The sequence below is a fragment of the Planctomycetota bacterium genome (assembly GCA_016125255.1).
Taxonomy (GTDB): Bacteria; Planctomycetota; Phycisphaerae; order Phycisphaerales; family Zrk34; genus RI-421.
Genome location: WGMD01000017.1, coordinates 64,952 through 90,088 on the forward strand (window position 1 = coordinate 64,952; position 25,137 = coordinate 90,088).

Sequence of the window (25,137 nt, forward strand, 5' to 3'; positions counted from 1 at the left end):
CAACCGGCGATGCCCCGTATTTTTTCGATGTTTAGAAGCTGTCGGTCCCGTGATGGCACGTCCGCCGACCGGTCTTCGCCGGGTCGCGACCCGCTTGCGGGCGTTATGGCTGAACGTCGATCAGCAGATACGCCCCCGAAAGCACCAGCCGGTCGAATACCGGTCCGTTGGCCCCGTCGTCAAGCTGCACCACCAGCGTCCGGTCCCGCGGCACGATGTTCACCTCGGCCGACGGCTGCGCCCCATTGAGATGCCACTGGGCCAGCATGCCCTTGCCGTCCTCGACGATCAGATTCAGGTCCGCCCAGTCCAGGCCCTGCGGGTCGAGCCGGGCCGTCGCCGCGAACCGCCGCACGCCTTCCGGCAGATGATACGTCACGCTGACCGGCGCATGCAGATACACCCCGTCGATCGTCGCCTGCGGCTTCATCGGTACGCCGAACACGCTCCCGCCGCCGGTCACCTCCGACTCGATCTCGCCCAGACGCATCAGACGATGGCGCTGCGCAAAGTCGATCCCGCTGACCTGCTCGCGCGGCAGGGCGACGGACTTGCCCAATACCTCCCCCGCCATCTGCTTCGAATCGATCGCCAGTTTCTCGACCCGCAGGCGCGACCCGCCCGCGAGCCGGACCCACACGCCGGGTTTGGCCCGCACCGGGTTCGCCAGGGCGAGCCGGGCCACGCGGTCCCACGTGAGCGTGAGCTTCTGATTCTGCTCGACGGTGATGTTCAGGCCGGTCGTCTGGACGGATTCGATGAACCCGCTGATGACATCGCCGTTGCGCAGCGTGACGCGGTCATTGGCGGACACGGGTCCGTTCGCCGCCGGCGGGGGCGCGGGGGTTGCCGTCGTCGACGCGGCGCCCGGGGCGGGGGCGGGAGGCGTTTCGATCTCGCTGACGTTCATTCGTGCGATGTCGTCGAGCTTAAAAGTCAGACGGCCCAGGTCGCTCGTGTCCCACTGAACCTTGCCCGCTTCGTCCACGCCGGCGAACTTGCCCCGGAAAAGATGCCCGTCATTGAGCATCAGGGCCGGGAACTCGGCGGCGTCCGCGGGGGCGGCTTCGTCGGTGAAGGACAGCGACACGAACTGAGCCGCGTCAGCTCGCTGAAGTTGCCGGTCGGCGTTGAAATAGGTCAGTTCTCCACCGGAAAGCCCCACGAATTTGATCGACTGCGCATGCAGATCGTCGCCGATGAGCGTCGCTGACTCGACCGCGCGGGCGGCGCCGCCGAACATCAACACCATCATCAGCACAGCCATCACCGGGTCGCGTAGCGACCCGGCTACCACATTTCGCAAGCGTCGCATCATGCGTGTCATCATCACTTCTGAAAAATCGGCAGATAGCGGTTGGGCATCTGAAGAATGATCAGCGCCATCGCGGTGCCGTAGCTTTTGCCCGCCTGTCCGTCCCAGTCGCCGGTCGTCGGGTTCTGCCGGTCGAGCAGTTCCGAGCGGATCGCCGGGAACCAATGCGACCAGTATTCGCCGCCCGCCATGTACATCGCCTGCACCGCGTAGTAGTGCCCGTAGAAATAGTGCGGCGTGTTGCGACCCTCGCCCGGCAGATTCTGCACAAGGTACTGCAAGCCACGGTCGATCGCCTGGTCCTGATAGATGCCCGCGTAGTACAGCGTCGCCACGCCCGCCGCCGATCGCGGAAACGCGCTGTTGCCGCTGTTGAGCATGTAGCGGAAGCCCCCGTCGGCGTTCTGGCAGCGGCGGACATAATCGACCGCCTGATCGATCGTCTCCTTGGGCACCTTGATGCCCGCATTGCGCGCGGCGCGCAGGCCCATCACCTGGCAGATCGTCACCGACACGTCCGCTTCGACCGGCACCGGCTGATAGCGCCAGCCGCCTTCCTTATTCTGCGAGCGCGTGATGAGTCGGACGGCCTTGATGAGCGCTTCGCGCGTGCGCGGGTCGTTGGTCATCCCGTACACTTCGCCCAGAAACAGTGTGGCGAATCCGTGCCCGTACATCGGGCCATGCGACGTGTCGGCCGCGATGAGCCCGTTGGGCTGTTGCGAGTCGAGCACGAAGCGGACCGCCGCCTCGACATTCGGCCCGTACTTGCCGCGACCGGGCAGATTGCCGTCGCTCATGAACGCCAGTCCCGCCAGTGCCGTGATCGCCACATTGCGCCCGTATTGCTCGGCGCCGAAGCTCCCGTCCGGCTGCTGCTGCGACGCGAGGAACACCAGGCCCTTTTGCACCGCTGCCTGAACCTGCGGCGTGATCTCCACGAAATCCGTCGGTGCGTTCGCCGCCCCGACCTCGCCCACGGGCGCCGCCGCTGGAGCCGCATCGTCGGCCGCCAGCGCCCGCAGCATCGCTGCATTCACGCCCACCGCGACGCACAACATCATGCCCACGGTTCGATTCATGTTCAGTTACCCTGCTCGCCGAGGCGGCGGTAATAGCGTTCGGTCATGTTGCGATACAACTGGCTGAACCGGTCTTCGAGTCCCTGAAGTAATTGATCGCGCAGGCGCGGCGGGAGATTGCCCCATTCCGACAGCTTCTCCGTCAGGGGTTCGTCGTTGAGCCGGCCGTTCTCGACCTGGCCGTGATCGAGCGTCGTGTCCTTGGCCGCCTCCTGCGAGTTGGCCTGTTGCTGCGACTGCTGTTGCTGCTGCTGGTTCTGCTGGCTGCCGGTGTCCTGCTGCTGATCCTTGGGCTTCTTCTTGCTCGACTGCTGCTGTTTGGATAGTTCGCTGATGAGCTGATCGAGTCGGGCGATGACGCGCTCCTGCGTGCGCTGCGTGTCGAGCCCGGTGTCGTGCGCATCGGCGATCTGCTCCCCGGCCTGACGCATGTCCGTCACCGCCAGCTTGAACGCATCGCCCGCACCCGCGTCCTCGCCGGGCACTTTGACATCGGGCATGATCGGCTTGTCACCTTCGGGCGCGGCCGACTTGGGCGCGTCGGGCTTGGCGGGCGCATCGGGCTTCGTCGGCACAGGGATGTTCAGAAGCTCATCGAGCGTCGGATCGGCGCCCCATGCGCTGACGCCGGCGGCGAGCGCGACGATCAACATGGGAAGGATGTTTTTCATTGCTGTGGCTCCGGCCCGCCGGGCGGGGCATTGCGGTTCTGCATGGCGCGGATCAGCCGTTCGCCCGTCTGGGCGAGATTGCTTTGCTGCTGACCGAGGTCCTGCACCATCAGCTTCCGGTCCGCATCGGGCAGCGGCGCGGGCGGCTGATCGATCATGCGCGTCATTTCGTGAATCTGCACCTGCCGCTGGCGCAGCAGCTTGACTTCCGCGATGGGCGGAATGAGCGGCTGTTTGCCCCCGCCTCCGCCGCCGCCCCCGTCGCCCTGCTGATCCGCGAATTCGTTGTCGGGTTTGGACGGCTTGAGCGCTTCGATCAAAGCTTCGAGCGACATGACGATCATGCGCTGGTCGATCACCACGCGCGCGTCCGCCTCCGAGCGACGAAGCTTCGTCGACGCATCGCCCGCCCAGTTGTCGATCTGCTCATGCACCGAGTTGTACACGATCGTGTTGCCCAGCTTGGTCTGAAGGTTCTTGAGCGTCACACGCAGGTCCGCCTGCCGATTGCCCAGGTTCATCGTCTCAGCCCGGAAGCGCCGGTCGCGGTCCGCCTCGGCGACGACGCTCAATGGCGTCGTCGCTTCCATGATCGCCTTCTGCTCCGCCAGGGCCGCCTGATATTCCTTGGCGAGCTTGGCGCGCTCCTCCTCGCTCATCTTCTTGTTCGCCTCATCCGCCAGTTTCTGCGCCAGCTTGAGCGCTTCGTCGAGCTTCGCCAGCGCATCGGTCTCCGCCTGCTCGACGGTCGGCTTGGACGGGCTCTTGGCGCGGAGCGCCTCGACCGCACCGCCCTGCGACTTGGCCGCCAGTTCGAGCAGGTCCGCCACCGGTCCCGCCGAGCGGTCCGTCGCGCGGGCCGTCTCAGCGACCGCCAGCGTGTTACGGCGCAGCGTGAGCATCGGGGCGTCGAGGTCCGCCAGCACCTCCGCCGCCTTGAGCCGATCAAGCTGTGCCTGCTGCTGCTCGCGCAGCTTGCGGATCGCCTCCACCAGTTCCAGCAGTTTCCGCTGGAGAATCTCCTGGCGGATCTGCTCGGCCCGGCCCAGGTCCTTGAGCATCTGATCGATCGTGTCCGACGCTGACGCCTGCTGCTGCTGCGACTGCGAGAGCTGGTTCTGCTTGGCCTGTTCCGACGCCTTGTCCATCTTCTCGTCGAGCTTCTGCTGAGTGGCCGTGTCGGCCGCCTGCTTCATCGCCTCCGCGTTGGCCTGATCCTCGGGTTTCTCCGACTGGCGACTGATCGCCGCGGCGGTCGAGCGCATCCGCTGCGTGAGCTGGCGCGCCTGCTCGGCGAGCTTGGCCTGATCCTCCGCCGCCTGATTGAGCGCGGCCTTCTGCTCATCGGTGAGCTGGTCCGCCGTCTTGCCAAGCGTCTGCGGCAGCATTTTGCGCACCTGATCCGCTAGCTGCTGCTGCTCCTGCTGGAGCTTCACGAGCTTCTGCTTCAGTTCATACGCATCGCGGCCCTGATCCAAAAGGTCCACGAGCTCCGCCAGTTCCTTCTCCGTCTTGTCCTGCTGGGCCCGCGCGTCCTTGAGCTGCTCGGCCGCCTTGGGGTCCGCGTTTTGTGCATCGCGCCCCGCCCGCTCGATCGCCTCCGTCGCCTTCCCGGCGCTGCTCTTGGCGTCCGAAAGCATCTTCTGAGCATCCGATGCGGTGCGATTGAGGTTCTCGTCCTTAAGCCGATTCATCGACATGCGATCCTGCAGCGCCTTGTTCGTCTGCGCCATCGCATCGATGCGCTCCACCAGATCCTTCTGCTGCTGGGCGGTCGAAGCGGACGGTTCGGATTCGATGAGCCGCTGCTGTGTGGCCTGAGCACGGATCGCCCGCTGGCGCAGCTCCGCAAGATCCGTCCGAAGCTGCCGCGTCAGTTCTTCTTCACTGATGAGGCGCAGGCGCCGCGGCGTCGATTCGACCGGGTCATGCCGCTGACCGTCGAGCAGGTAGTTGTCCTGCGCGATCGAAACGATCGAAAGCTCCTCACCGGCCTTGAGCCCCAGCGGCGTCAGGTCCAGCGTGACGCCCACCTGCGCCCGGCTCTTGGGCTCCGTCATCGACGCCAGTTCCTTGTCCGCCTCCTTACCGTGCCGCGCCACGAGCTTCATCGACGCGATCGCCACGTCGTCCGTCGCCTCCGCCATGAGCGGCACCGTCGCCGTCGCGAGCACCGACTCGTCGGCGGCGGGGTCCGTGATCGTCGTGCGCGGCGGATGGTCCGGGCGCACCTCGAAACGGAACACCCGCTGATCCTCATATCGCATACCGAACGCGTCGGCGAGATGGAACTGAAACTGCGTGACCTTCCGCAGCGTCCAGCTCAATTCAAATTCATACGACGCATCATCCGTCCACGTTGGCGCGTACACGAGCCGCATCGCTTCGTATGTTTCGTCATCGCCGATGAGCCCCGGGAACGTCGAAGCCGCCCACGCTTTAAGCTGATCCGCATCGGCTTCGGAGGGCAATTTCTGAATCGACCCGTCGATGACCATCTGCAAACGCACGCGCGATCCTTCCAGCGCTTCGAGCACGACGCTCGGCCGCGGCGGCGAGAGAAGGTCGTGCCGCTCCAGGGCGGCCTGACCCGAGGCGTAATCGGGCGGGTCGATCTGCACGACCGCACGGTGCACGTTCGGCGGCTCGATAAGCTGAATCGTCTGCGGGGCGCTCTGATCGTCGCCCGCCTCGAAATACAGCGTCACATGATCGGCCGTCGGCTGCGGCTCGATCGGGCGCAGGTACTGGCCGGCCATGGTCGCTTCGGTCTGCCGCGTCATCAGCGCCCGCTGCCACGGGATCGCGTCGGCGTTCTCGCCTTCGTGCGTGAACTTGTATACGACCCATGTGCGCAGATTGTCGTGATCTCCCTTGGTGACCCGGGCGGCGACGCGCAGCGGCGCATTGTTGGGCGCGACCTTCTGCGTCGTCATCGACTCGACGTGATACCGATTGGGCCAGGCGGCGTCGCCGAAGGGATTGGCCCATCGCCCAATCGCCGTGGAGACGGAATTGGGCGCGGCGATGGTGATGCCCGCCGACAGGCCCACGACGATCATGAAGATCAGCGTCGTGCGGATCAGGTGCACCGGATCAAGCAGGCGATTGACCTGTTTAGCGTCGAGGAGTCCGCGGGCGGACTCGGTGGTGGACGCGGCCAGCTCGCGCGCGACGGGGGAGTCCAGTTCGGCGGGGCTCTGCGTGGCGAAGGCGACGGCGGAGGCGAGTCGGCCGGCGGCTTCGGGGTAGAGGCGCTCAAGCCGCATCGCCAGCGCGGTGAGCTGCGGGTTGACGCGGGCGGAGCGGAGGATGCGCGTCATGACATGGCGCACGGCGAAGATCAGCCCGGCCACGACGATCACAAAGCGCAGCCATGCGGGCAGCCGCAGGGCGAAGTCGACGAGGCCCATGACGATGAGTGCGGCGAGGATGGTGTTCAACCATGCGGCGAGGCGCATGAGGATGAGCATCCGCCGCGCTCGCTTTCGGACGCGGTCGAGCTGTGTGATCAGCGGGATCAAAAAGCGTCCTTTCCGATGGGTGATTCTAGCAAGCCAGGGGTCGGGGGTCAGGGGTCGGGGATCAGGGATCAGCCGATCCCCAACCCCCGATCCCTGATCCCCGACTCACGCCAATCCGATCAATCGCCGGCCGATCCATTCGCCGCTGATGAGCAGCAGGACGAGGATGAACGCCAGCGGGCTGTTCCAGAGCGGTTCGCTGATGTCGGTCACGGTATGCCGGGCGTTGTTGGGCAGCAGGCGTTCCAGATCATCGACCTGCGAAGCCGCCAGCACGGTCCCGCCGGAGCGCTGAGCCAGCTCGCCCAGCAGGGCGTGATCGGCGGCGGGGTAGCGCAGCTCCGCGTCGGCCCGGTCGACCTGCACAATCTGCGTGAGCCCCAGGTCCGCCAGCGTCGGCTCCACCACGCGCAGCGCCATCCGACCGGCCGCCGGCGGGGTCCACAGGCCCTGATAATGCCCCTTGCGATCGGGCGAAGCGGTGAGCGTGATCCGCTGCGTCGGCGTCGAACCCGGCCGGGGCGCCGGGTCCTTTTCGCCCGCCACTTCCGTCACATCGACCGCGATCGTCGACGGCTGTTGCTCCAGCAGGGCCTGGTCGTTGATGTTCAGTTCCACCACGAGCGTATCCCCTGTCGCCGCGCGCCGGTGGGAGACGATCAGCGTCGCCCGATCATCCGAGCCCGAACCGGACTGAAGTCGTCCGCGGGCCAGCAGGCGAAGAAGCTGCATCCAGAACTGCTCGGGGTACAGGTCGCCGCGCCCGTAGCGCCAGCGCCAGATTTCGTCCGTCGCCACATACAGCGACTGTCCCGCGCCGAAGCGCATGCGCACGATCAACGGCTGATTGGAATTGGCGTCCACCGCCAGCGCCTCCGCCGCGGGCTTGAGCGATTCGATCGACTGCGCCCACTGAAGCACCGGCAAATTCTCCGGCCAGGTCGTGTCCGCATCCGGCCCCGAGAGCGACCGCAACCGCAACACCCCCAATGCCTCGGCCATCGGCGTAGGCATCAACTTGATCGGCGTCGGCAACAAGGCGCTCGACATCGCCCCGCCCATCGGAAGCAGCGATGCCAGCGGACTGGTGGCATACGAACCGGGCGTGTCGTAAGCACCGCCGATCCACATGAGCCCCGCCCCGCGCACCGACACCTGCTGCTCGATGAGCCGCAGTTGATCGGCGCTGAAGAAACCAGCGGGCACGTCGCCGATGATGATCACGTCATACGGCTTCATCTCCTCTTCCGTCCGCGGAAGCCGCTTGAGCGGAATATTCCCCTCCTGCGCGAACGTCCGGTCAGCGGACAAGAGCATGATCGAACTGGACACGCTCGCTTCGCGCACCACCATGTTCTTGAGGTAGCGGTACTCCCATCGCGGATATCCCTCGACGTAGAGCAGGCGGATCGGCCGATCGACGAGCGTCAGCTCAAGGTTCTGCTGGTTGTTCTCGGTGATGAGTTCCGGCTCGCTCGTCGAAAGCTCGACGCGCCACGTCACCGCGCCGGCGGCCTTGGGCGTCGTCATGAGCTGCACCGGCTTGTCGTAACGCTCCACGGGCTTTTGATCGAGCACCTGGCCGGTCGTAGTGTCGACGAGCTTGACGATCGTGCCGGGCGGGGCGCGGTCGGTGGCGTCGGCGGATTCTCCGGTGCGCGTGATCGATACGCCGATCGGCACGGTGTCGTTGACGAACGCCCGGTCCGGCGCGTCCGTGCGGCCGATCGCAAGATCGAGCGGCGCCTTGGGCGCCCCCAGCGGCACGGCATACACCGGCACGCCCATCTGGCGCAGCATGCGCCAAGTATCCGGCCCGATCGGCTCGCTGGAGCGACCGTCGGACATGACCACCATCGCACTGATCGGTTTGCCCGCCGACCGACGCAGCGCTTCGAGAATCGCGCTGCGCAGGGCCGTCGACCGCCCGCCGGGCGCCTCGAGCTTGTCGGGCGACCCGAGCTCGACGAGCCGATCGGAGAACCCGAGCCAGTCGACATGATGCTGCTTGGCGAGCTTGTCCCAGAGCGGATCGTGCGAAGTGATGATCGACTGAAGCTGCTGCTGCCGCGAGGTGCGGTCCGCGGCGTTCTGTGCGTCAAAGACATCCTTGACCGACACGGACGCGCTGCGGTCCACGAGCATCAGCACGTGATCCTGCTCGATCTCCTCATCGGGCAGGACCAGCGACGGCTGGGCCAGCAGCACGATGATGAGCAGCAGCACAGCGGCGCGCACGGCGGCGAGCGTGATCCGCCCGCCGCGGCGACCGACCATGTACCGATAGCTCATCCCCGCGATGACCGCCGCCGCCGTGATGATCGCGACCCATGCCCACGACGGAATCGTATGCTGAAAACTGATGAGCAGATTCGGATTCGTCGGGTCCAGTTCCTTGAGCCCCAATAGCCACCGCAGCACGCCCCCGCCGGAGCCGGAAGCGGCGCGCGAGGACGCATCACCGCCATGCGCGGCGGCGAGAATCAACGGCAGATTGGCGAAACGCATCGTGGTCATCGTGGTTCAAATCACGGGCTTGTCGATAATACTGGTCACGTCGTGCGTGCGGTGTTTTGTGCTGGCGTGCGAAGCGTAGCGCGCCAGCACCATCTCGCCGATCGCCAGCGCGAGCACCGCCCAAAGCAGCGGCCAACTCAGGTCCGCCCGGTCCGCATCGATGCGCAGACTCGCCGACGGATCGGCGGCATGGATCATGTTCCATTCCCCCGCGGCCCCAAGGTACGAACGCAGGGCGGCGCGGTCGACGGCGAGCGTATTCCCCGCGTCCGGCCGCACGTTCACCACCAGCGCATCCGTCTCCGACCGATACACGCCCGGCAACAGAAGCGGGCGAATCGGCGTCACGCCTTCGCCGCCGGCGCTGTCCGTGTCCGAATCCTTGATGAGCATGACCTGCGTATCGCCCGGGCCGATGAGTTTCGTGACGTCGGCCCACGCCGGTCCGAGCCGCGGCTGATCGCCCGCTTCAAAATGGCCCGCCGGCTGGAGCTGATCGATCGCCGCGCGGATCACTTCGTGCACCAGCGGGACGAACAGCGGCTTGATCGGCAGGTTCGTCCAGTTCAGATCCACCGCCGTGCTCGTGAGCATCACGCGACCCCGCCCGCTGGCCGTGTCCGCCGCGATCATGATCGGCTGTCCGCCGGCTCCTTTGAGCAGCACGCTTGTCTGCGCGCCCAGCGACGCCGTTTCGATCGGCAGATGGCGATAGATTTCGACCGGCCGCAACAAGTCTTCAATGTCCGAGCGGAGCCGCACCAGTTCCTCCGCGATCTGCGTATCGGACGCGAGTCGCAGTGGTGGTTCGTCCTTGACCGCCTCAGCCCCGATCGACCAGTTCAGGCCCATCGTCTCGTTGAGTTTGGCGGGCCAGAGCGTCGGCGTGGGCGTCGGCGGGGCGATGATCCACGCCAGTCCGCCCGCCTTGGTCCATGTCCCGAGCGTGTCCCAGCCCGCATCGTCCAGCAGGTCCGGCCGCAGCACGAGCACGGCGTCCGTGTCGCGCAGAATCGTCCGATCCGCCCCCAGCGCCGCCGTGTCCGCATCCTTGACATGGATCGGCCAGCCAAGCTGATCCGCCACCGGCGCCAATGCCGTCGAAAGCCACTTGGCCGGGCTCAACCCCATGCTCGCCGTGCCGACGCGATCGAGGATGGTCACGCCCAGTTTCTGCCGCACGCGCACGATCGCACGCATGGTGTTGTCCGTGTCGAGCACATCGCTGCCCTCGGCCGCGGGTTCGAGCATCGCCTCGACTTCCGCCGTGCCGGGCGTCGCCAGCGGCGTGTCCATGTGCAGATCGGCGATGTTCTGACCCGCCGCCCATCGCACCTCGCGGCGCACCGGCGGCTGACCCGGGGCGCTGAGCCGCACGGTCGATACCGCCGGCCCGCCGGCGCTCTGCGTGAACCGGCGCACCTTGATCGACCAGCTCACCGGCGTCGCCCCCGTCGCGCCGCCCGCGATCACCACCTTCCGATCCGGCTCGATCGACTGAATCTGGATGTTGTCCGCGCCCGCCGCCGGCGTGTACATGAGCAGCTTCGCCTTCTCGCCCAGCCGCGAGATCTCCTTCGGCAGCGTCGACGACCCGGCCTCCAGCGGCACCGCCCCGGCGGAAAAGTCGCTCAAAAGCACCACATAGGTGGGCCTACCCGTCTGCTCCATCTCGTCAAGCGTCTGCTGCGCGAGCTGCAACGCTCCGCGCAGGTCCGCCGCGGCGGCGGTCGGCCCCAGCATGTCGATCTGCCGTCGCACCGCCATCGGGTCGCTCGTCGGCGGGGCGATGATCGCCGCCGCCGGTCGCGACGCCGTAATCAGCGCCACGCGATCCTGAGCCGTCAGTTCATCGAGCAGCTTCCCCGCCGCACCGCGCAGTTCGTCATACCGCGACTTGCCCGGCGACTCGGCCGCGGCGCTCGTGAGCGAATTGTCCAATACGATCACCACGACCCGCCCGCTCTTGGCCAGCCCCGCCATCGCGCCGAGGGCCGACCAGATCGGCCCCGCCAGCGCCAGCCCCAGCACCGCCAGAATCAGACACCGCATCAATAGAAGCAGAAGTTGCTCGAGCCGTGTGCGCATCCGGTGACGTTTGTACGCCGCCAGCACGAACCGCATCGCCGCCCACTCCACCGGCTTGCGCGGCCGGCGCGAGAGAATATGAATAATGATCGGCACCGACACCGCCGCCAACCCGGCAACCGCCAGCCCCGGCGCGATGAACGATGGCAGAACCTGTGCGAGAAAACAGAACATTATCCGTGGCTCATTCGATTAAAAGGCAAATGGAAAATGGCCATTGGAAAATGGAAAATCAGCGTCGTCGATTTTCCATTTCCCATTTTCCAATGGCCATTTTCCGTTTCAGTCATGCGTGGGTTTCAAGGTCGTTTCAATCGCGCCGCGCGGCGGGCCAGGAAGTGGCTCAGCGGCGGGCCGACGTCCTGCGTGGTGTCGATCAGTTCGTGGTCGTAGCGGTAGCGCCGGGCTTCTTCGCGCAGGGCGCGGATGTGCTGATGCAGTTCATCCAGGTACGCCTCGCGCAGCGCCTTGGGGTCCAGGTCCAGTTTGCCTTCGTTTTCCAGCCCGAGCAGCCGCTGCGGCGTGGCGAACGGAAACGTCAGTTCCGCATGATCGAGCGTCTGAAGCATCATCACGTCATGCCGCCGATAGTGCAGCCGGGCCAATCCCGCCCCGACATGCGCCGCATCGTCGAAAAAATCGCTCAAGATCACCACCAGCGTCCGGTGCGTGAGCTTCGAGATCACCTGCTCGAACACATGGCTCATCTGCGTCTGCGCCTCGACCGGCTGACCCGACAGCGCCTTGACGATCGTGCGCCACTGGCCCCGCGCATTGCTCGGCCGAACCACTTCCAGAAGCTTGTCCGCGAACACGATCAGCCCCGTGCGGTCCTGCTGTTGAAGCGCCAGGTAGCTCAGCGCCGCCGCGATGCTCGTGGCATGATCGAACTTGCGCCACTGCTGATTCCGCCGCCCCATCTTCGTCCCGTACCGCATCGACCCCGACGCATCGACGAGGAGCATCAGATCCAGGTTCGTTTCCTGCTGATACTGTTTGAGGTACAGCTTGTCCGTGCGCCCGAAGACCTTCCAGTCCAGATGCCGCAGATCATCGCCCGGCGTGTACGGCCGATGCTGGGCGAACTCGACGCTGTACCCGAAGTACGGCGAGCGGTGCATGCCCGTCATGAGCCCTTCGACGATGTGCCGCGCCCGAAGCTCGATGCCCTCCACCGCCGAAAGCGTCTGCGGATGAAGGTAGTCAATCGCGCTGTGCTGCACGTTGGGCGTCATGGATGGCTAAGTCTAGTCGCTTCCCGCCCGCAACGCACGTCGAGTCCCTATACTGACTTAACCTCATCAAACCGGAAGGAGACCCGATGCCCAAACTTACTGCCGACGAACTGCAAAAAGCCCTCGCCGACCTGACCGGGTGGAGCGTCGAAGGCGGCAAGCTCCGCCGCGTCTACAAGTTCAAGGACTTCTCCGAAGCGTTCGCCTTCATGACCCGCTGCGCCCTCGCCGCCGAGAAAATGAACCATCATCCCGACTGGTCCAACGTCTGGAACACCGTCACCGTCGACCTCATCACCCATGATGCCGGCGGCATCACGCAAAATGATGTGAAACTCGCACAGACAATGAACAAACTGGCCGGCGCATGAACGACCGACATGCCCCGCTTCCCCGTTTAGCCACGCCGCCCGCGGCGTGCTCTCACGGCATCCTTAAAAAGAATTTCGTCCCCGCATACTCGAGCTGCACGCGCTTGGGTTCGATCTTGAGCACCTTTACGCCGTCGACGCTGTCGCCCGGCTCCAGCGTCATGCCGTTGAGCAGCGCGAGCTGAATCGAATCCGAGCACGCAATGCCCCCCAGCTTCAGCAGCGGCCCGTTGGGAATCTCCACCGACTTGGCGTAATCCCGCCCTTCAATCAGTCCATTGCTCGGAGCCGCTTGCGGCTTCGCAATCTCCACCACCGGCGCTACCACCACCGGCGCAGGCGCTGTCGCTGCATCCGGCGCCGCCACCGGCGCAACGACCGGCGCTGCGGTCACCGCCGGCTCGACCGCCCGCGGCGCGGGCGCATTCGCCTCCGCCGCGCCCCCGGCCGGAATATCAATCAATGGCTTGATGAGCTGCGTCTTCTTCTGCACCGATTTCACCGGCTCATGAACCACCGTCTCCACGACCGGCGTCACCGGCGTCACCGGCGCGATCGGCGCGGCGGAAGCGATCGGCGTCTGCGCCCGCGCCTCCGCCGGGCGCGTCGCACGGTACACATACGCAATACCCGGCCAGGCGATCACGCCCAGCGCCGCCACGCCGCCGATGATCAGGTATTTGTTGATCCCGCCCGCAGCGCGACCGTAGCCGGCGTGTCCGCCGTAGGTCGTTCCGCCCGTGATCGCGCCGAAGTCGACTTCGCGGCTGACCTGGCGCATGCCCGATTCGATCTTGGCTTTCTTGAGCGCTTCGTTGACCAGACTCATGCCAGTTCCCCTTCGAGCGATGCGATGGCCCGGCGCACATGCGTATACCCCAGCTTCGGCGTCCCGGCGACGAACCCGCACAGAAGCGCCTTGTCGCACACCGCATTGATCAATCGCGGAATACCCTTGGAATAGCGGTAAATCTGAAGCTGCGCCCATGTACTGAAGCTCGGCAATCCGTTGCCGCCGCACACCGTGATGCGATGGCGGATGTACGCATTCATTTCCCGCCGCGTCAGCGGGCGCAGGTGATAACGCACCGTGATGCGCTGGCGAAGCTGCCGCAGGCGCGGCTCGTTGATCTTCTCGCGCAGCTCCGGCTGACCGATCAAGACGATCTGCAAAAGCTTGCGGTCATCGGTTTCGAGATTCGACAGGAGCCGCACCTGCTCCAGCAGTTCGAAGCTCAGGTCCTGGGCCTCGTCGATGATGAGCACGACTTCGTTGCCCTCGGCGACCTGCCTGAGGAGGAAGTCGTTGAGCGAATGAAGCATGTCGACGCGATTGGGTTTGGAGCGGGCGTATTCGATGCCGAACTCATCAAGGATCGCCTGAAGCAGTTGATTGCCGCTCATGCAGGGATTGAGAATGAGCGCGGTCTTGTAGTTGTCGCCGAGCTGTTCGAGCAGGGAGCGGCAGAGCGTGGTCTTGCCGGAGCCGACTTCGCCGGTGATCTGGATGAAGCCCTTGCGCTGCTGAATGCCGAACATGAGATGGCTGAACGCTTCGCGATGCTTGTCGGAGAAGAACAGGAAGCGCGGATCAGGCGTGATGTTGAACGGCGACTCGGTGAAGCCGTAAAACTGATTGTACAGGTCGGCCATGGCGTGCCTCCGTGTGTGCGGACCTCGCCCGCTGCCCATCACATCGGCACAATTCCCCAGCCGGTTTATCTGCTCCAGACGGAACAGACGGAAGCAGGGCGGCCCCATCGCCGGACCGCCGCCGCCTCATTTCACAGCGTAAATGACGGTGAGGATCATGAAGATGATGAACGCCACCAGCAGCGTCGTCTCGCCGAACCACATGATCTGATCCTTGGTCTCTTCAGTCATGGCCAACTCCTTGTGCCCAAGGCACGAAGCACAACCTTGATAGAAGCCCTATCGGAAGACATATTAGCGCCGTCTTAACTTTTTGCTATCTATTTGCTAGCCAAAGGTTAACAATTTATTTTGTTAATCTGCTTCACGTGACTCAATTGTCTTGCGCGTCGTGCGGCTGTGATAATGAAGACATGCGAACTTCATGCGGTCTGGTGCTGCTCATCGCGGGTGTGGTCGGCTTGTTGGCGCAAGCGGGGAGTGCGGCGGGGGCGCCGTATCCGCCGAGTCCGGTGGTGGCGTCGATGACATGGCACTGGGACACGCTCAAGACCGCCGCGCCCGGCAGCGACCTCTGGCCCGTCACATGGGCGGGGGATGACCACTTGTATGTCGCATGGGGCGACGGGGGCGGGTTCGGCGGCACGAACAACGACGGCCGCGTCGCCGCCGGATTCGCCCGCATCGATGGCGATCCCGAACACTTCACCGCAATCAACATCAACGGCGGACGCGACACCCAACACCCCGCCGACTTCCCCAAGGCCGGCAAAGTCGACAGTCTCATCGCCGTCGGCGATCAACTCTACGCATGGGTCAACATGCAGAATGGCAATTGGCCCGATGTGAACATGGCGCTGTATCAGTCCGGGGACCGCGGCGCGTCGTGGCGCGCCACACCCTGCGTCTTCCCCAAAGGTCAGCAGCTTCGCCCGATCCGTTTCATCAACTTCGGCCGCGCCAACGCCGGCGTCCCCGATGACCTGGCCGGCTATGTCTACATCTACGCCTACCGCGCGACGCGCGATGGCGAGGGCCGCGACGCCTATCTGCTGCGCGTCCCCACGGAGAAAATCACTGATCGGGCCGCGTATGAATTCTTCACGCAACTCGATGCGCAGGACGCGCCGCGGTGGTCACGCAACGTGGACGATGCCAAACCCGTCTTCACCGATCCGAACGGCCTGCGCATCGCCGGGGCCGTGTACCACCCGCAGCTTCGCCGCTTCCTTTTTTCGACCTATCACATCAGTCCCGGTCAGCTTGGCGTCTTCGATGCGCCGCGTCCATGGGGACCGTGGACCACGATCAGCTACCAGGACCGCTTCGGCGACATGGGCGACGGCGGCCACGGCCTCGTGCACGATTTCCCCCTGAAATGGATCAGCCCCGACGGCCGCACGCTATGGGCCGTCTTCAGCGTGTACGGCGACGGCGCGCAGCAGGGCGTCAAAGCTCACGATCGCTTCAATCTTGTCAAAGTCACGCTCGAACCGCGCGCCGCTGCCGGGCCGACTTCGACCTATTTCCCGCCGCCCGAATCGCAAAGCGGATGGCGAAAGCTCGCCACGCCCGACGATATCCGCCGCCTCGCCGGCATGGATCCGGCGAAGCTCGACGAATTGCGTGACTGGCTCATCCAGTCGGACCAGCGAAAGTTCGCGGCCGTGGTGATTCGACATGGTTACATCGCCCTCGAAGTCGAGCGCGATCACAGCAGCGTCAGCGACACCGGCAACATCAAGTCATGCGCGAAGGCGATCTGCGCGACGGTGCTCGCCATCGCCTCGGAGGAAAGTCAGCGGGGCAGGACGCCGCGGCGCATGACGTTTGAAGACCCGGCGTTTGATTTCATCCCGTGGGCGCAACCTCTGAGCGATCCGCGCAAGAAGGCGATCACGGTGGGGCAACTGCTCAATCACACATCGGGTATCGCCCCCGAATCGAGCGGCGCGGGCAACAACGGCCCGTGGGAATACATCATGGGGCACACCGGCGACCCGAAGACCGCGAAGCTCGCCTTCGATCCCGGCACGAACCTCGACTATTCGACGCAGGCACTCTATCACGCATCGCTCGTCTGCGAGACGGTGACTGGCATGCCATATGACCAATTCGCGCGGAAGCAGTTGCTCGAGCCCCTAGGAATCAGTCATGCATGGTTCGAGTATTTCAACGGCGGAGAAGGCATCGGGCGTCACCCGTCGCATGCCATCGGCCTGTCCGCGCGGGACATGGCGCGCATCGGGTACTGCATGGCGCAACGCGGGAAATGGGGCGAGCGGCAGGTGATTCCATCGTGGTTTATCGACATGGCCGCCCAGCCGACGCACAACCTCACCGGCAAAAAAAGCTTCGACCGTGACGCCCGCTCGTTCTCCGCCGGGTGGGAACTGCCCGCCAATCTCAGTGACGCCCGCGGCAAAGAAATCCCCGCCGACGCCCGCTTCAAACCGGGGTCCGGCGGGCAGCTTATCGCCTTCGTCCCGAGTCTCGACCTCGTCGTCGTCCGGCAAACCGGCTCCAGCGGATCGTGGGAATTCGAGGATTACCTCCGCCGGGCGTGTGCGGCCGTGCTCACTCCGCCTTGATCTGAATATGACGATACTCCATCGTCCCCCGATCCCCCTCCAAACCGATCGGCCCCGTCGGCGGAAGCTTCAGCGCGTCCTCCAGCACCTCCCCATTGCATGTGCAGTGCGCCACCCCGTCCTTGACCACCACCTCAATCAAATTCCATTCCTGCGGCTTGTACTTCTTAAGCTCCTTGTACGGCCCGGCGACAAGGTAATCGCGACATTGCAACTGCGGCTTCCGCAGGAAGATCCCGCTGTCGGCATTGACGGACGCCCGGAACTCGAGCTTGAGCGTGAAGTCCTTGGGGAACTCTTCGACCGTGTAAATCTGCCCCGTCAGATGGTCGTTTTCATCGGGGAATTGGATGACGAACACGCCGTCTTTGACGAAGTATCGCCCATCGCTCGACACCGTTTTGCCGTCGAAGTTTTCGGTGACGTCGCCGGGCTTGGGGTCCTCGCGTTTGGGTTTGACGCGGAAGCACCAGCCGCTCAGATCATGACCATTGAACAAACTGCGGAAGCCCGGCTCCGGCTGCCACTCGTCCGCCCCGATGGCCAGCGGGCTGAGTGCAAGAAGCATGACGACGCTGATGATCAGACGCAAGGGATGCATGTTCGACCCGCCTGTGAGTTGGCCCAACCGGACCCCGCGCCGGACGCTCCGCCGCGGACGCCGCTCATTGTACCGAACGCCCCCGCGCACCGCCGCGCACCAGCGCACGTCCCATCGCGTTTTCGACCGCTCCCCGTCCTCCCGCCGTTTTGAGCGTCCCATTCGCGATTTTCGCCCCTCCCAACCCCTCCTTCGGCGCGCACGGGCGCGCCCGTGCGCACCGGCGCGGAGCCAAACGACGCGCCCCTGCGCGCCGAATATGAACTTACATCAACGCGTGCGCATCACCGCGCCTGATCGGTCATCCCGGTGCGCCTTTTGCGCCGCCTCCATGCGCCCGCACGCCCCGTTCCCGCCCGCGCTGCCGTGCCGACGCCGCTGAAATTCCCGCGCTCTTGGCGGACTCCGCCTTCTCCGAGCCGGGCCGCCCCCGGCCCGGTTCTTCCATCCCCCCGCAGCCCCAAGCCCCCGACCCCCGGGTCGGGGGCGGCCCGGCTCGGATGAAAAACGCGAATCCGTCAAATCCGCTGTCGTTCGATATACTCGTACACATTCTCAAAATACGTCGGATCCCACACCCACTTGATCGACCCGCACTCCGCCCACCAGCTCGCCCCCGCCGCCCGCGGCCATCGCTTCGACAGCTCCACGCCCAACCGCCGCTTGAGCAAGGTCCGAATCGTCTTCGCGCCCTTGACGTCGATCGCCGCTTCGTTTGACCGAACCAGCACGTGAACATGATCCCCGCGCGCCGCGCCGATCATGCAGGCGCATCGCGTCTGAGCGCACACATCGATGAGCATCGCCTGCGCCACCCGGCGCTGTGCCGTACTCAACACCACCGGTGCATGCCGCAGCAGGCGCGCTTCCTCAAGCCGCCACTGATCGTCCCGCCCGACAATCGGCTCGCCCGGCGCGTTCATCGCGCGGCACACCGTCCCCCGCTCATCGCCGTGCAGACGCATCCCGTACGTGCCCCATGTGATGTGCAGCCCCAGCGGATCGGACATGCGCCCCATCATACAAATCCCCCGCCTTCTCCGAGCCGGCCCGCCCCCGGGCCGGTTCTTTTTTCTTCTTCCTGCTCTTACCCCGACCCCGCAAACCCCGGCCCGAGGGCGGGCCGGCTCTGACAAGACAAAAAACCCACCCCGCCCCCTCCGCCTTTCGCAACCGTGCCTATCCGAGCCGGGCCGCCCCCGGCCCGGCCTTCCCCTCAAACCGCGTACGTGAAATCCCCGAATCGAAGTCATTTTTTCGTAGGGTGCATCAAGCGCAGCGGACCCGCCACGATGTGCGAAGGCGCGTTCGATCTTCATTCAATCATTCGTCGCGCCGGCGAGGCCTTTGGAAATCCGCTCTCACATTCATCGGCCGCTTCCTCGCCTCGCGTGGCGGGTCCGCTGCGCTCGACCCACCCTACCTCGCTACACCGGAGCCGGACCTACGTCACTGTGCGCACTCTACGCCGCTACCTCGTTAGTACCGTGTGCATTGCTATTGCGTGCAAAAGGATCACGAAGCCGCCGAAGATTGGTATCGCGAGAATTCCTTTCGATTCGCTGGCGTGATCGAATGCAAACGTTGAAACGCAGAGGTACAACCCGCCGGCGATACAGATTGGTGACATAAAAAGGACGACGAGAAATTCACCAAAGGCGGCATAATTCTCGCCGGTGGCCTTGTGGAGGTCGTGATAAACCTGCGGCGCTTCCGCGAGGTACCACAGCGCCATAATGACCTCAAACCATATGCAGACTTTTATTCGGGCCGGTATCTTCATGTTGTCGAATCCGTACGTCATGCAAGCACCAAAGGGCGCTTCATATTGATCGCCTAAGAAAAACGGCCGAACAGTTTTCGCCGTTCGGCCGTGTGAGTTTCAAAATATCCTGGAATCAGTCATGGATTTAGTAGTCCATGTCCTCCATGCCTGCACCGGCCTTGGCGCCCTTCTTTTCCTTGATTTCGGAGATGAGGGCGTCGGTGGTCAGGAGGAGGCCGGCGATGGACGCGGCGTTTTGCAAGGCGGTGCGTTCGACCTTGGTGGGGACGAGGACGCCGAATTTGATCATGTCGCCGTATTCGGCGGTCAGGGCGTTGTAGCCGAAGTTGTTGTCGTTGGACTCTTCGACTTTCTGGGCGACGACGGAGCCGTCGAGGCCGGCGTTTTCGGCGATCTGCTTGATGGGGGCGGCGACGGCACGGAAGATGATGTCGGCGCCGATCTTTTCATCGCCTTCGAGGGACTTGCGGAGCTTGTCGAGGGCCTTGCGGGCACGCAGGACGGCGACGCCGCCGCCGGGGAGGATGCCTTCTTCGACGGCAGCGCGGCAGGCATGAACCGCGTCTTCGACGCGGCCCTTCTTTTCCTTCATCTCGGACTCGGTCGCAGCGCCGACGTGAATCTGCGCGACGCCGCCGGCGAGCTTGGCGAGGCGCTCCTGGAGCTTCTCGCGGTCGTAGTCGGAGGTGGTGATGTCCATCTCGCGCTTGATGGCGTCGATGCGGCCCTTGATGTCGGAGGACTTGCCGGCGCCTTCGATGATGGTGGTGGCTTCCTTCTCGATCGTCACCTTCTTGGCGCGGCCGAGCTGGTTGAGTTCGAGCTTCTCGAGGTCGACGCCGAGCTCTTCCATGATGGCCTGGCCGCCGGTCAGGGTGGCGATGTCCTGAAGCATGGCCTTGCGGCGGTCGCCGAACCCGGGGGCTTTGACGGCGACGACCTTCAGGATGCCGCGGAGCTTATTGATGACGAGGGTGGCGAGGGCTTCGCCGTCGATGTCTTCAGCGATGATGAGCAGGGCTTTGCCCGACTCGGCGACCTTGCCGAGGATCGGCAGGAGGTCCTTGGCGCTGGAGAATTTCTTCTCGTTGATGAGGACGTAGGCGTCTTCAAGCTCAGCGGTCATGTTCGCGACATTGGTCACGAAATGAGGCGAGAGGTAGCCCTTGTCGAACTGCATGCCTTCGACGAGTTCGACGTGGGTGTCGAGGGTCGAGCCCTCTTCGACGGTGATGACGCCGTCTTTGCCGACCTTGTCCATGGCTTCGGCGATGATGGAGCCGATGGTGGTGTCATGGTTGGCGGAGCAGGTTCCGACCTGTGCGATTTCCTTGGTGGTCGAGACCTTCTTGGAGAGTTTGAGGAGCTCATCGGACATGGAGCCGACGGCTTTCTCGATGCCGCGCTTGATGGCGTTGGCGTTAGCGCCGGCGGTGACGTTCTTGAGTCCTTCTTCGTAGATGGCTTCGGCGTAGATCGTCGCGGTGGTGGTTCCGTCGCCGGCGGTGGTGGAGGTCTTGGAGGCGACTTCCTTCACCATTTGGGCGCCCATGTTTTCATAGGGGTCTTCGAGTTCGACCTCGTTGGCGACGGTGACGCCGTCCTTGGTGACGGTGGGGGAGCCGAAGGATTTTTCGAGGACGACGACGCGGCCGGAGGGGCCGAGCGTGACCTTGACGGCGTGAGCGAGTTTCTTGACGCCGCGGCGGATTGCCTCGCGTGCGTCGGAGTCGAAGACGATTTTCTTGGCAGCCATGATGTGGGGTCCTTGTTGAGTGTGTGTACGTGTTTGGGTGAATGGTCAGCGGAGCGCGGGGCGTTGCCCCGCCGCTAAACGGGGGGGAGTGTTACTCGACGATGGCGAGGATGTCGTCTTCGTTGACGATGAGCATTTCGTCGGAGCCGACTTTGATTTCGGTGCCGCCCCATTTATTGAGCAGGACGGTGTCGCCCTTTTTGACTTGCAGCGAGTTGCGTTTGCCGGTCTTTTCGTTGACGGCGCCTTCGCCGACTTCCAGGACCTTGGCCTGCTGGGGCTTTTCGGCGGCGGACTCGGGGAGGTAGAGGCCGGAGGAGGTCTTGGTTTCGGCTTCCTTGCGCTTGACAAGAATGCGGTCGCCGAGGGGCTTGATCTTCATGGGGGGTTGCTCCGAGAAAAAGAGGGTGATGTTTATGAGGAGGCGGGCCACTGGCCGCCGTAGTGACGTTCGAGGAGACGACGCAGGACATCGAGGACCTGTTCGAGTTCGACGGGCTGATCGAGGACGCTGAAGGCGTCGAGCTTCAGGGCATCGGAGAGCAGTCGATTGTCGGTGCGGCGATCGAAGATGCGTCCGCGGACGAGGACGGCGGGGGGCGTGGGGCGAAGGCGCTGAATCACGCGCAGGAGTTTGAGCCCGCCGGGGTCGCGCGGCTGACCGGCGTCGATGACGGCGGCATGGATGGGCTGACGCTCGATGAGCACCGCGGCCTCGTTGGGGTCCGACACGACAATCGACCGCACGCCCTGCGGCGCCAGCAGCCGGGGCAACTGCGTCGCCCAGTTCTGCTCGCTGACGCTCATCAGCACGTTGAGCCGATTCTCGGATGGATCGCGGACCGCAAGCATGAATGCTCCTTAACGTCAAAGAAAGGGGGCAAACGGCGTGCGCGGAGGAGGGGAATGTGCGAAGGCGCAAGCGGCTGTATCAGCACGGGTTGCGCCATTCATGCGTGAACAGCATTTCCGCAGGTGTCTGCCATGTCGGACCGAAGCGGGTCGCCGCCTGCCATGCTGACAGCCGCCGCCGAAAGCTGAGGGATGGCCATCCCTCAGCGTTCCCCTCTTCCCGTCCCCCTCCCCGATCCCCTTCCCGCAAGCCCTTTCCCCCCTCCCCGTGCTGTGATAAAGTGAGACTTTCGACCCTTTTACGCAGGATTTTGCCATGACCACCGCGCTCAACGATCCGTTCAAGGCCGTCTCGAAGCTCAAAACGCTCGGCGGCGAAGTCAGCTATTTCGATCTGAAGAAACTCGCCGCCGCGGGGATCAAGGAGGTCGATTCCCTCCCCGTCTCGATCAAGGTGCTCCTCGAAGCGGCGCTGCGAAACGTCGATGACTTCATCGTCTCGGCGGACGATGTGAAGAAAGTCGCGGCTTGGAATGCGAAAGATCCCGGGGCGGTGGAGATTCCCTTCATGCCCGGCCGCGTCGTGCTTCAGGATTTCACGGGCGTCCCCGCCGTCGTCGATCTGGCGGCCCTGCGCGACGGGTGCAAGCGGCTCGGGGGCGACGTGACGAAGATCAATCCGCTCGTGCCTTGCGACCTCGTCATCGATCACAGCGTGCAGGTCGATCACTTTGCGCGCGAAGATGCGCTCGAGTTGAATCTGCTCGTCGAGTTCGAACGCAATCGCGAGCGATACGAGTTTCTCAAATGGGGCCAGCAGGCGTTTAAGAATTTCCGCGCGGTTCCGCCGGGCATCGGCATCGTCCATCAGGTCAATCTCGAATACCTCGCCAGCGTCGTCATGACCAAAGACGGCGTGGCGTATCCTGATTCGCTCGTCGGCACCGATTCGCACACGACCATGATCAACGGGCTGGGCGTCGTCGGATGGGGCGTCGGCGGCATCGAGGCCGAAGCCGTCATGCTCGGCCAGCCCATCTACATGCTCCTGCCCAAAGTCGTCGGCTTCCGCCTGACCGGCAAACTCCCCGAAGGCGCGACCGCCACCGACCTGGTCCTCCGCGTTACCGAAATGCTCCGCAAAGTCGGCGTCGTCGAAACATTCGTCGAATTCTTCGGCGAAGGCACGGCTCAGCTTCCCTTGCCCGACCGCGCGACGATCGCCAACATGGCCCCCGAATATGGCGCGACCATGGGTTTCTTCCCCGTCGATCATGTCACGCTCGACTACATGAAGATGACCGGCCGCAGCGCCGAGACGATCGACCTTGTTGAGAAATATGCCAAGGCGCAGGGCATGTGGCTCGATCCGAAAAACGAGCCGCGTTTCACGCAGATTGTCGAGCTGGATTTGTCGACGGTCGTCCCGTCCCTCGCCGGCCCGAAGCGCCCGCAGGATCGCATCGCGCTGACGGCCATGAAGACCCAGTGGGAATACGACCTGACCAACACGTTCGGCAAGGCGAACCACACGCACGATTCGACCGGCACTTCCATGATGGCCGAGGGCGCCATGCTCGAGGACGCCGCGCAGGCCGCCGTCGCCACCGAGCCCGCCGACCCGGGGGAATACGGCGTCCCCGTCTCGTACAACGGCAAGTCGTTCAAGCTCAAGCACGGCGCCGTCGTCATCGCCGCCATTACGTCATGCACGAATACGTCCAACCCGAGCGTCCTCGTCGCCGCGGGTCTGCTCGCCAAGGCGGCGGTCGAGAAGGGGTTGACGGTGAAGCCGTGGGTCAAGACTTCGCTCGCCCCCGGGAGCCGCGTCGTCACGGATTACCTCGCCGATGCGAAGCTCGACACGTATCTCGACAAGATCGGTTTCAACACCGTCGGCTACGGCTGCACGACCTGCATCGGGAACTCCGGCCCCCTCCCCGACGAAATAGCGAAAGCCGTCGAAACCGGTGACCTCGTCGTCGCCTCCGTCCTCTCCGGTAATCGCAACTTCGAGGGCCGCATCAATCCGCATGTGAAGGCGAATTATCTCGCGTCGCCCCCGCTCGTCGTCGCCTACGCCCTTGCCGGCTCGACCGACATCGACCTGACCACAGAGCCCCTCGGTCAAGGCAAAAACGGCCCCGTCTACCTCAAAGACATCTGGCCCACGAGTGACCTGATCCGCAAAACCGTCGCGTCATGCGTCAAGCCCGAGCAGTTCGCCGCCCGCTACGGTGCGGATGTTAACAAGGGTCCGGCGCAGTGGCAGAAAATCGACGCGCCGACGGGTGATCTCTACAAGTGGAAAGATTCGTCCACGTACATTCAGCACCCGCCGTTCTTCGCCGACATGACGCAGGACGTGAAACCGATCGCGACGATCACCGGCGCCCGCTGCCTCGCCATGCTCGGCGACTCCGTCACGACCGATCACATCTCCCCCGCCGGTGCGATCAAGGCCGACACCCCCGCCGGCAAATACCTCATCGCGCACGGCGTCGAAAAGAAGGACTTCAACAGCTACGGCTCCCGCCGCGGCAACGACCGCGTCATGACCCGCGGCACCTTCGCCAACATCCGCGTCCGCAACCAACTCGCCCCCGGCACCGAAGGCGGCTACACCACCGACTTCACCACCGGCAAAGTCGCCTTCATCTACGACGCCTCCGTCAACTACAAAAACGCCGGCACCCCGCTGATCGTCCTCGCCGGCAAAGACTACGGCATGGGCTCATCCCGCGACTGGGCCGCCAAGGGCACCTACCTCCTCGGCGTCAAAGCCGTCATCGCCGAATCCTACGAACGCATCCACCGCTCCAACCTCGTCGGCATGGGCGTCCTCCCGCTGGTCTACAACAAAGGCGAAAGCGCCAAAACGCTGGGCCTCACCGGCCGCGAGACGTTCAACATCGCCATCGACGACCACGTCAAACCCGGCCAGCAAATCAAAGTTACCGCCACCGACGAATCCGGCAAGAAGACCGAGTTCACAACCTTGTGCCGCATCGACACCCCCGTCGAAGTCGCCTACTACCGCAACGGCGGCATTCTGCATACGGTGCTGAGGAAGATTGCTAAAAGTTGACATCTTG

Annotated in this window: 18 protein-coding genes; 3 read left to right on the plus strand and 15 right to left on the minus strand. The window is 64.4% G+C overall.

Annotation, left to right across the window (positions count from 1 at the left end; genetic code table 11):
- Window positions 1–103: 103 nt before the first annotated feature.
- The 7 genes from GC162_13705 to GC162_13735 all read right to left on the minus strand — a co-directional run bounded on the left by GC162_13705 (window position 104) and on the right by GC162_13735 (window position 12,432).
- A complete protein-coding gene (locus GC162_13705) occupies window positions 104–1,306 on the minus strand; it encodes a hypothetical protein (GenBank protein ID MBI1369696.1) in 1,203 nt (400 codons plus the stop codon).
- Between the two features lie 23 nt (window positions 1,307–1,329).
- Window positions 1,330–2,397 (minus strand): prenyltransferase, encoded by a 1,068-nt coding sequence (locus tag GC162_13710; protein MBI1369697.1) that lies wholly within the window; start codon window positions 2,395–2,397, stop codon window positions 1,330–1,332.
- Window positions 2,398–2,399: 2 nt separating this feature from the next.
- Window positions 2,400–3,068 carry a hypothetical protein gene (locus GC162_13715; protein MBI1369698.1) on the minus strand — a complete coding sequence of 223 codons (669 nt, stop codon included), beginning with the start codon at window positions 3,066–3,068 and terminating at the stop codon, window positions 2,400–2,402.
- Window positions 3,065–6,541 carry a hypothetical protein gene (locus GC162_13720; protein MBI1369699.1) on the minus strand — a complete coding sequence of 1,159 codons (3,477 nt, stop codon included), beginning with the start codon at window positions 6,539–6,541 and terminating at the stop codon, window positions 3,065–3,067. Before GC162_13720 ends, GC162_13715 begins: the two co-directional genes overlap by 4 nt.
- A 156-nt stretch (window positions 6,542–6,697) precedes the next feature.
- Complete coding sequence (locus tag GC162_13725) at window positions 6,698–9,109, minus strand: hypothetical protein (protein MBI1369700.1); 2,412 nt, start codon at window positions 9,107–9,109, stop codon at window positions 6,698–6,700.
- 6 nt (window positions 9,110–9,115) lie between these two features.
- Window positions 9,116–11,371: a VWA domain-containing protein gene (locus tag GC162_13730; protein MBI1369701.1), complete on the minus strand. Its 2,256-nt coding sequence runs from the start codon at window positions 11,369–11,371 to the stop codon at window positions 9,116–9,118.
- A gap of 125 nt (window positions 11,372–11,496) precedes the next feature.
- Window positions 11,497–12,432, minus strand: a complete 936-nt coding sequence (locus GC162_13735) for a DUF58 domain-containing protein (GenBank protein MBI1369702.1) — start codon at window positions 12,430–12,432, stop codon at window positions 11,497–11,499.
- A gap of 86 nt (window positions 12,433–12,518) precedes the next feature.
- On the opposite strand from GC162_13735, the gene GC162_13740 reads away from it, so the two are divergent.
- A complete protein-coding gene (locus tag GC162_13740) occupies window positions 12,519–12,803 on the plus strand; it encodes a 4a-hydroxytetrahydrobiopterin dehydratase (GenBank protein MBI1369703.1) in 285 nt (94 codons plus the stop codon).
- 52 nt (window positions 12,804–12,855) lie between these two features.
- Here GC162_13740 and GC162_13745 read toward each other — a convergent pair whose 3' ends face one another.
- Complete coding sequence (locus GC162_13745; protein MBI1369704.1) at window positions 12,856–13,632, minus strand: hypothetical protein; 777 nt, start codon at window positions 13,630–13,632, stop codon at window positions 12,856–12,858.
- On the minus strand, window positions 13,629–14,447 hold the full coding sequence (locus GC162_13750; GenBank protein MBI1369705.1) for an AAA family ATPase: 819 nt from the start codon (window positions 14,445–14,447) through the stop codon (window positions 13,629–13,631). The genes GC162_13745 and GC162_13750 overlap by 4 nt, the downstream gene beginning before the upstream one ends.
- A 422-nt stretch (window positions 14,448–14,869) precedes the next feature.
- On the opposite strand from GC162_13750, the gene GC162_13755 reads away from it, so the two are divergent.
- Complete coding sequence (locus tag GC162_13755; protein ID MBI1369706.1) at window positions 14,870–17,047, plus strand: serine hydrolase; 2,178 nt, start codon at window positions 14,870–14,872, stop codon at window positions 17,045–17,047.
- Here the strand turns inward: GC162_13755 and GC162_13760 are convergent.
- The 6 genes from GC162_13760 to GC162_13785 all read right to left on the minus strand — a co-directional run bounded on the left by GC162_13760 (window position 17,034) and on the right by GC162_13785 (window position 22,042).
- Entirely contained in the window at window positions 17,034–17,648 is a 615-nt protein-coding gene (locus GC162_13760) for a DUF1080 domain-containing protein (GenBank protein ID MBI1369707.1), read from the minus strand. The two genes, GC162_13755 and GC162_13760, sit on opposite strands and share 14 nt — an antisense overlap.
- A 518-nt stretch (window positions 17,649–18,166) precedes the next feature.
- The gene (locus GC162_13765) at window positions 18,167–18,658 is read right to left on the minus strand and encodes a hypothetical protein (protein MBI1369708.1); all 492 of its coding nucleotides are present in this window, start codon (window positions 18,656–18,658) and stop codon (window positions 18,167–18,169) included.
- A gap of 461 nt (window positions 18,659–19,119) precedes the next feature.
- Window positions 19,120–19,431: a hypothetical protein gene (locus tag GC162_13770; protein ID MBI1369709.1), complete on the minus strand. Its 312-nt coding sequence runs from the start codon at window positions 19,429–19,431 to the stop codon at window positions 19,120–19,122.
- Between the two features lie 127 nt (window positions 19,432–19,558).
- The gene (gene groL, locus GC162_13775) at window positions 19,559–21,190 is read right to left on the minus strand and encodes a chaperonin GroEL (protein ID MBI1369710.1); all 1,632 of its coding nucleotides are present in this window, start codon (window positions 21,188–21,190) and stop codon (window positions 19,559–19,561) included.
- Between the two features lie 91 nt (window positions 21,191–21,281).
- Window positions 21,282–21,572 (minus strand): co-chaperone GroES, encoded by a 291-nt coding sequence (locus GC162_13780; GenBank protein ID MBI1369711.1) that lies wholly within the window; start codon window positions 21,570–21,572, stop codon window positions 21,282–21,284.
- 32 nt (window positions 21,573–21,604) lie between these two features.
- Window positions 21,605–22,042, minus strand: a complete 438-nt coding sequence (locus tag GC162_13785) for a hypothetical protein (GenBank protein MBI1369712.1) — start codon at window positions 22,040–22,042, stop codon at window positions 21,605–21,607.
- Window positions 22,043–22,358: 316 nt separating this feature from the next.
- Here GC162_13785 and acnA point away from each other — a divergent pair, with 316 nt between their 5' ends.
- Window positions 22,359–25,130, plus strand: coding sequence for an aconitate hydratase AcnA (gene acnA, locus GC162_13790; protein MBI1369713.1), 2,772 nt, complete (start codon window positions 22,359–22,361; stop codon window positions 25,128–25,130).
- The last annotated feature ends 7 nt before the right edge of the window (window positions 25,131–25,137 follow it).

Coding starts and splice junctions, on each gene's coding strand:
- GC162_13710 (MBI1369697.1), bottom strand. CDS start 2,397: ATGAATCGAACCGTGGGCATGATGTTGTGCGTCGCGGTGGGCGTGAAT.
- GC162_13715 (MBI1369698.1), bottom strand. CDS start 3,068: ATGAAAAACATCCTTCCCATGTTGATCGTCGCGCTCGCCGCCGGCGTC.
- GC162_13720 (MBI1369699.1), bottom strand. CDS start 6,541: ATGCTCATCCTCATGCGCCTCGCCGCATGGTTGAACACCATCCTCGCC.
- GC162_13725 (MBI1369700.1), bottom strand. CDS start 9,109: ATGACCACGATGCGTTTCGCCAATCTGCCGTTGATTCTCGCCGCCGCG.
- GC162_13730 (MBI1369701.1), bottom strand. CDS start 11,371: ATGTTCTGTTTTCTCGCACAGGTTCTGCCATCGTTCATCGCGCCGGGG.
- GC162_13735 (MBI1369702.1), bottom strand. CDS start 12,432: ATGACGCCCAACGTGCAGCACAGCGCGATTGACTACCTTCATCCGCAG.
- GC162_13740 (MBI1369703.1), top strand. CDS start 12,519: ATGCCCAAACTTACTGCCGACGAACTGCAAAAAGCCCTCGCCGACCTG.
- GC162_13745 (MBI1369704.1), bottom strand. CDS start 13,632: ATGAGTCTGGTCAACGAAGCGCTCAAGAAAGCCAAGATCGAATCGGGC.
- GC162_13755 (MBI1369706.1), top strand. CDS start 14,870: ATGCGAACTTCATGCGGTCTGGTGCTGCTCATCGCGGGTGTGGTCGGC.
- GC162_13760 (MBI1369707.1), bottom strand. CDS start 17,648: ATGCATCCCTTGCGTCTGATCATCAGCGTCGTCATGCTTCTTGCACTC.
- GC162_13765 (MBI1369708.1), bottom strand. CDS start 18,658: ATGTCCGATCCGCTGGGGCTGCACATCACATGGGGCACGTACGGGATG.
- GC162_13770 (MBI1369709.1), bottom strand. CDS start 19,431: ATGAAGATACCGGCCCGAATAAAAGTCTGCATATGGTTTGAGGTCATT.
- groL (MBI1369710.1), bottom strand. CDS start 21,190: ATGGCTGCCAAGAAAATCGTCTTCGACTCCGACGCACGCGAGGCAATC.
- GC162_13780 (MBI1369711.1), bottom strand. CDS start 21,572: ATGAAGATCAAGCCCCTCGGCGACCGCATTCTTGTCAAGCGCAAGGAA.
- GC162_13785 (MBI1369712.1), bottom strand. CDS start 22,042: ATGCTTGCGGTCCGCGATCCATCCGAGAATCGGCTCAACGTGCTGATG.
- acnA (MBI1369713.1), top strand. CDS start 22,359: ATGACCACCGCGCTCAACGATCCGTTCAAGGCCGTCTCGAAGCTCAAA.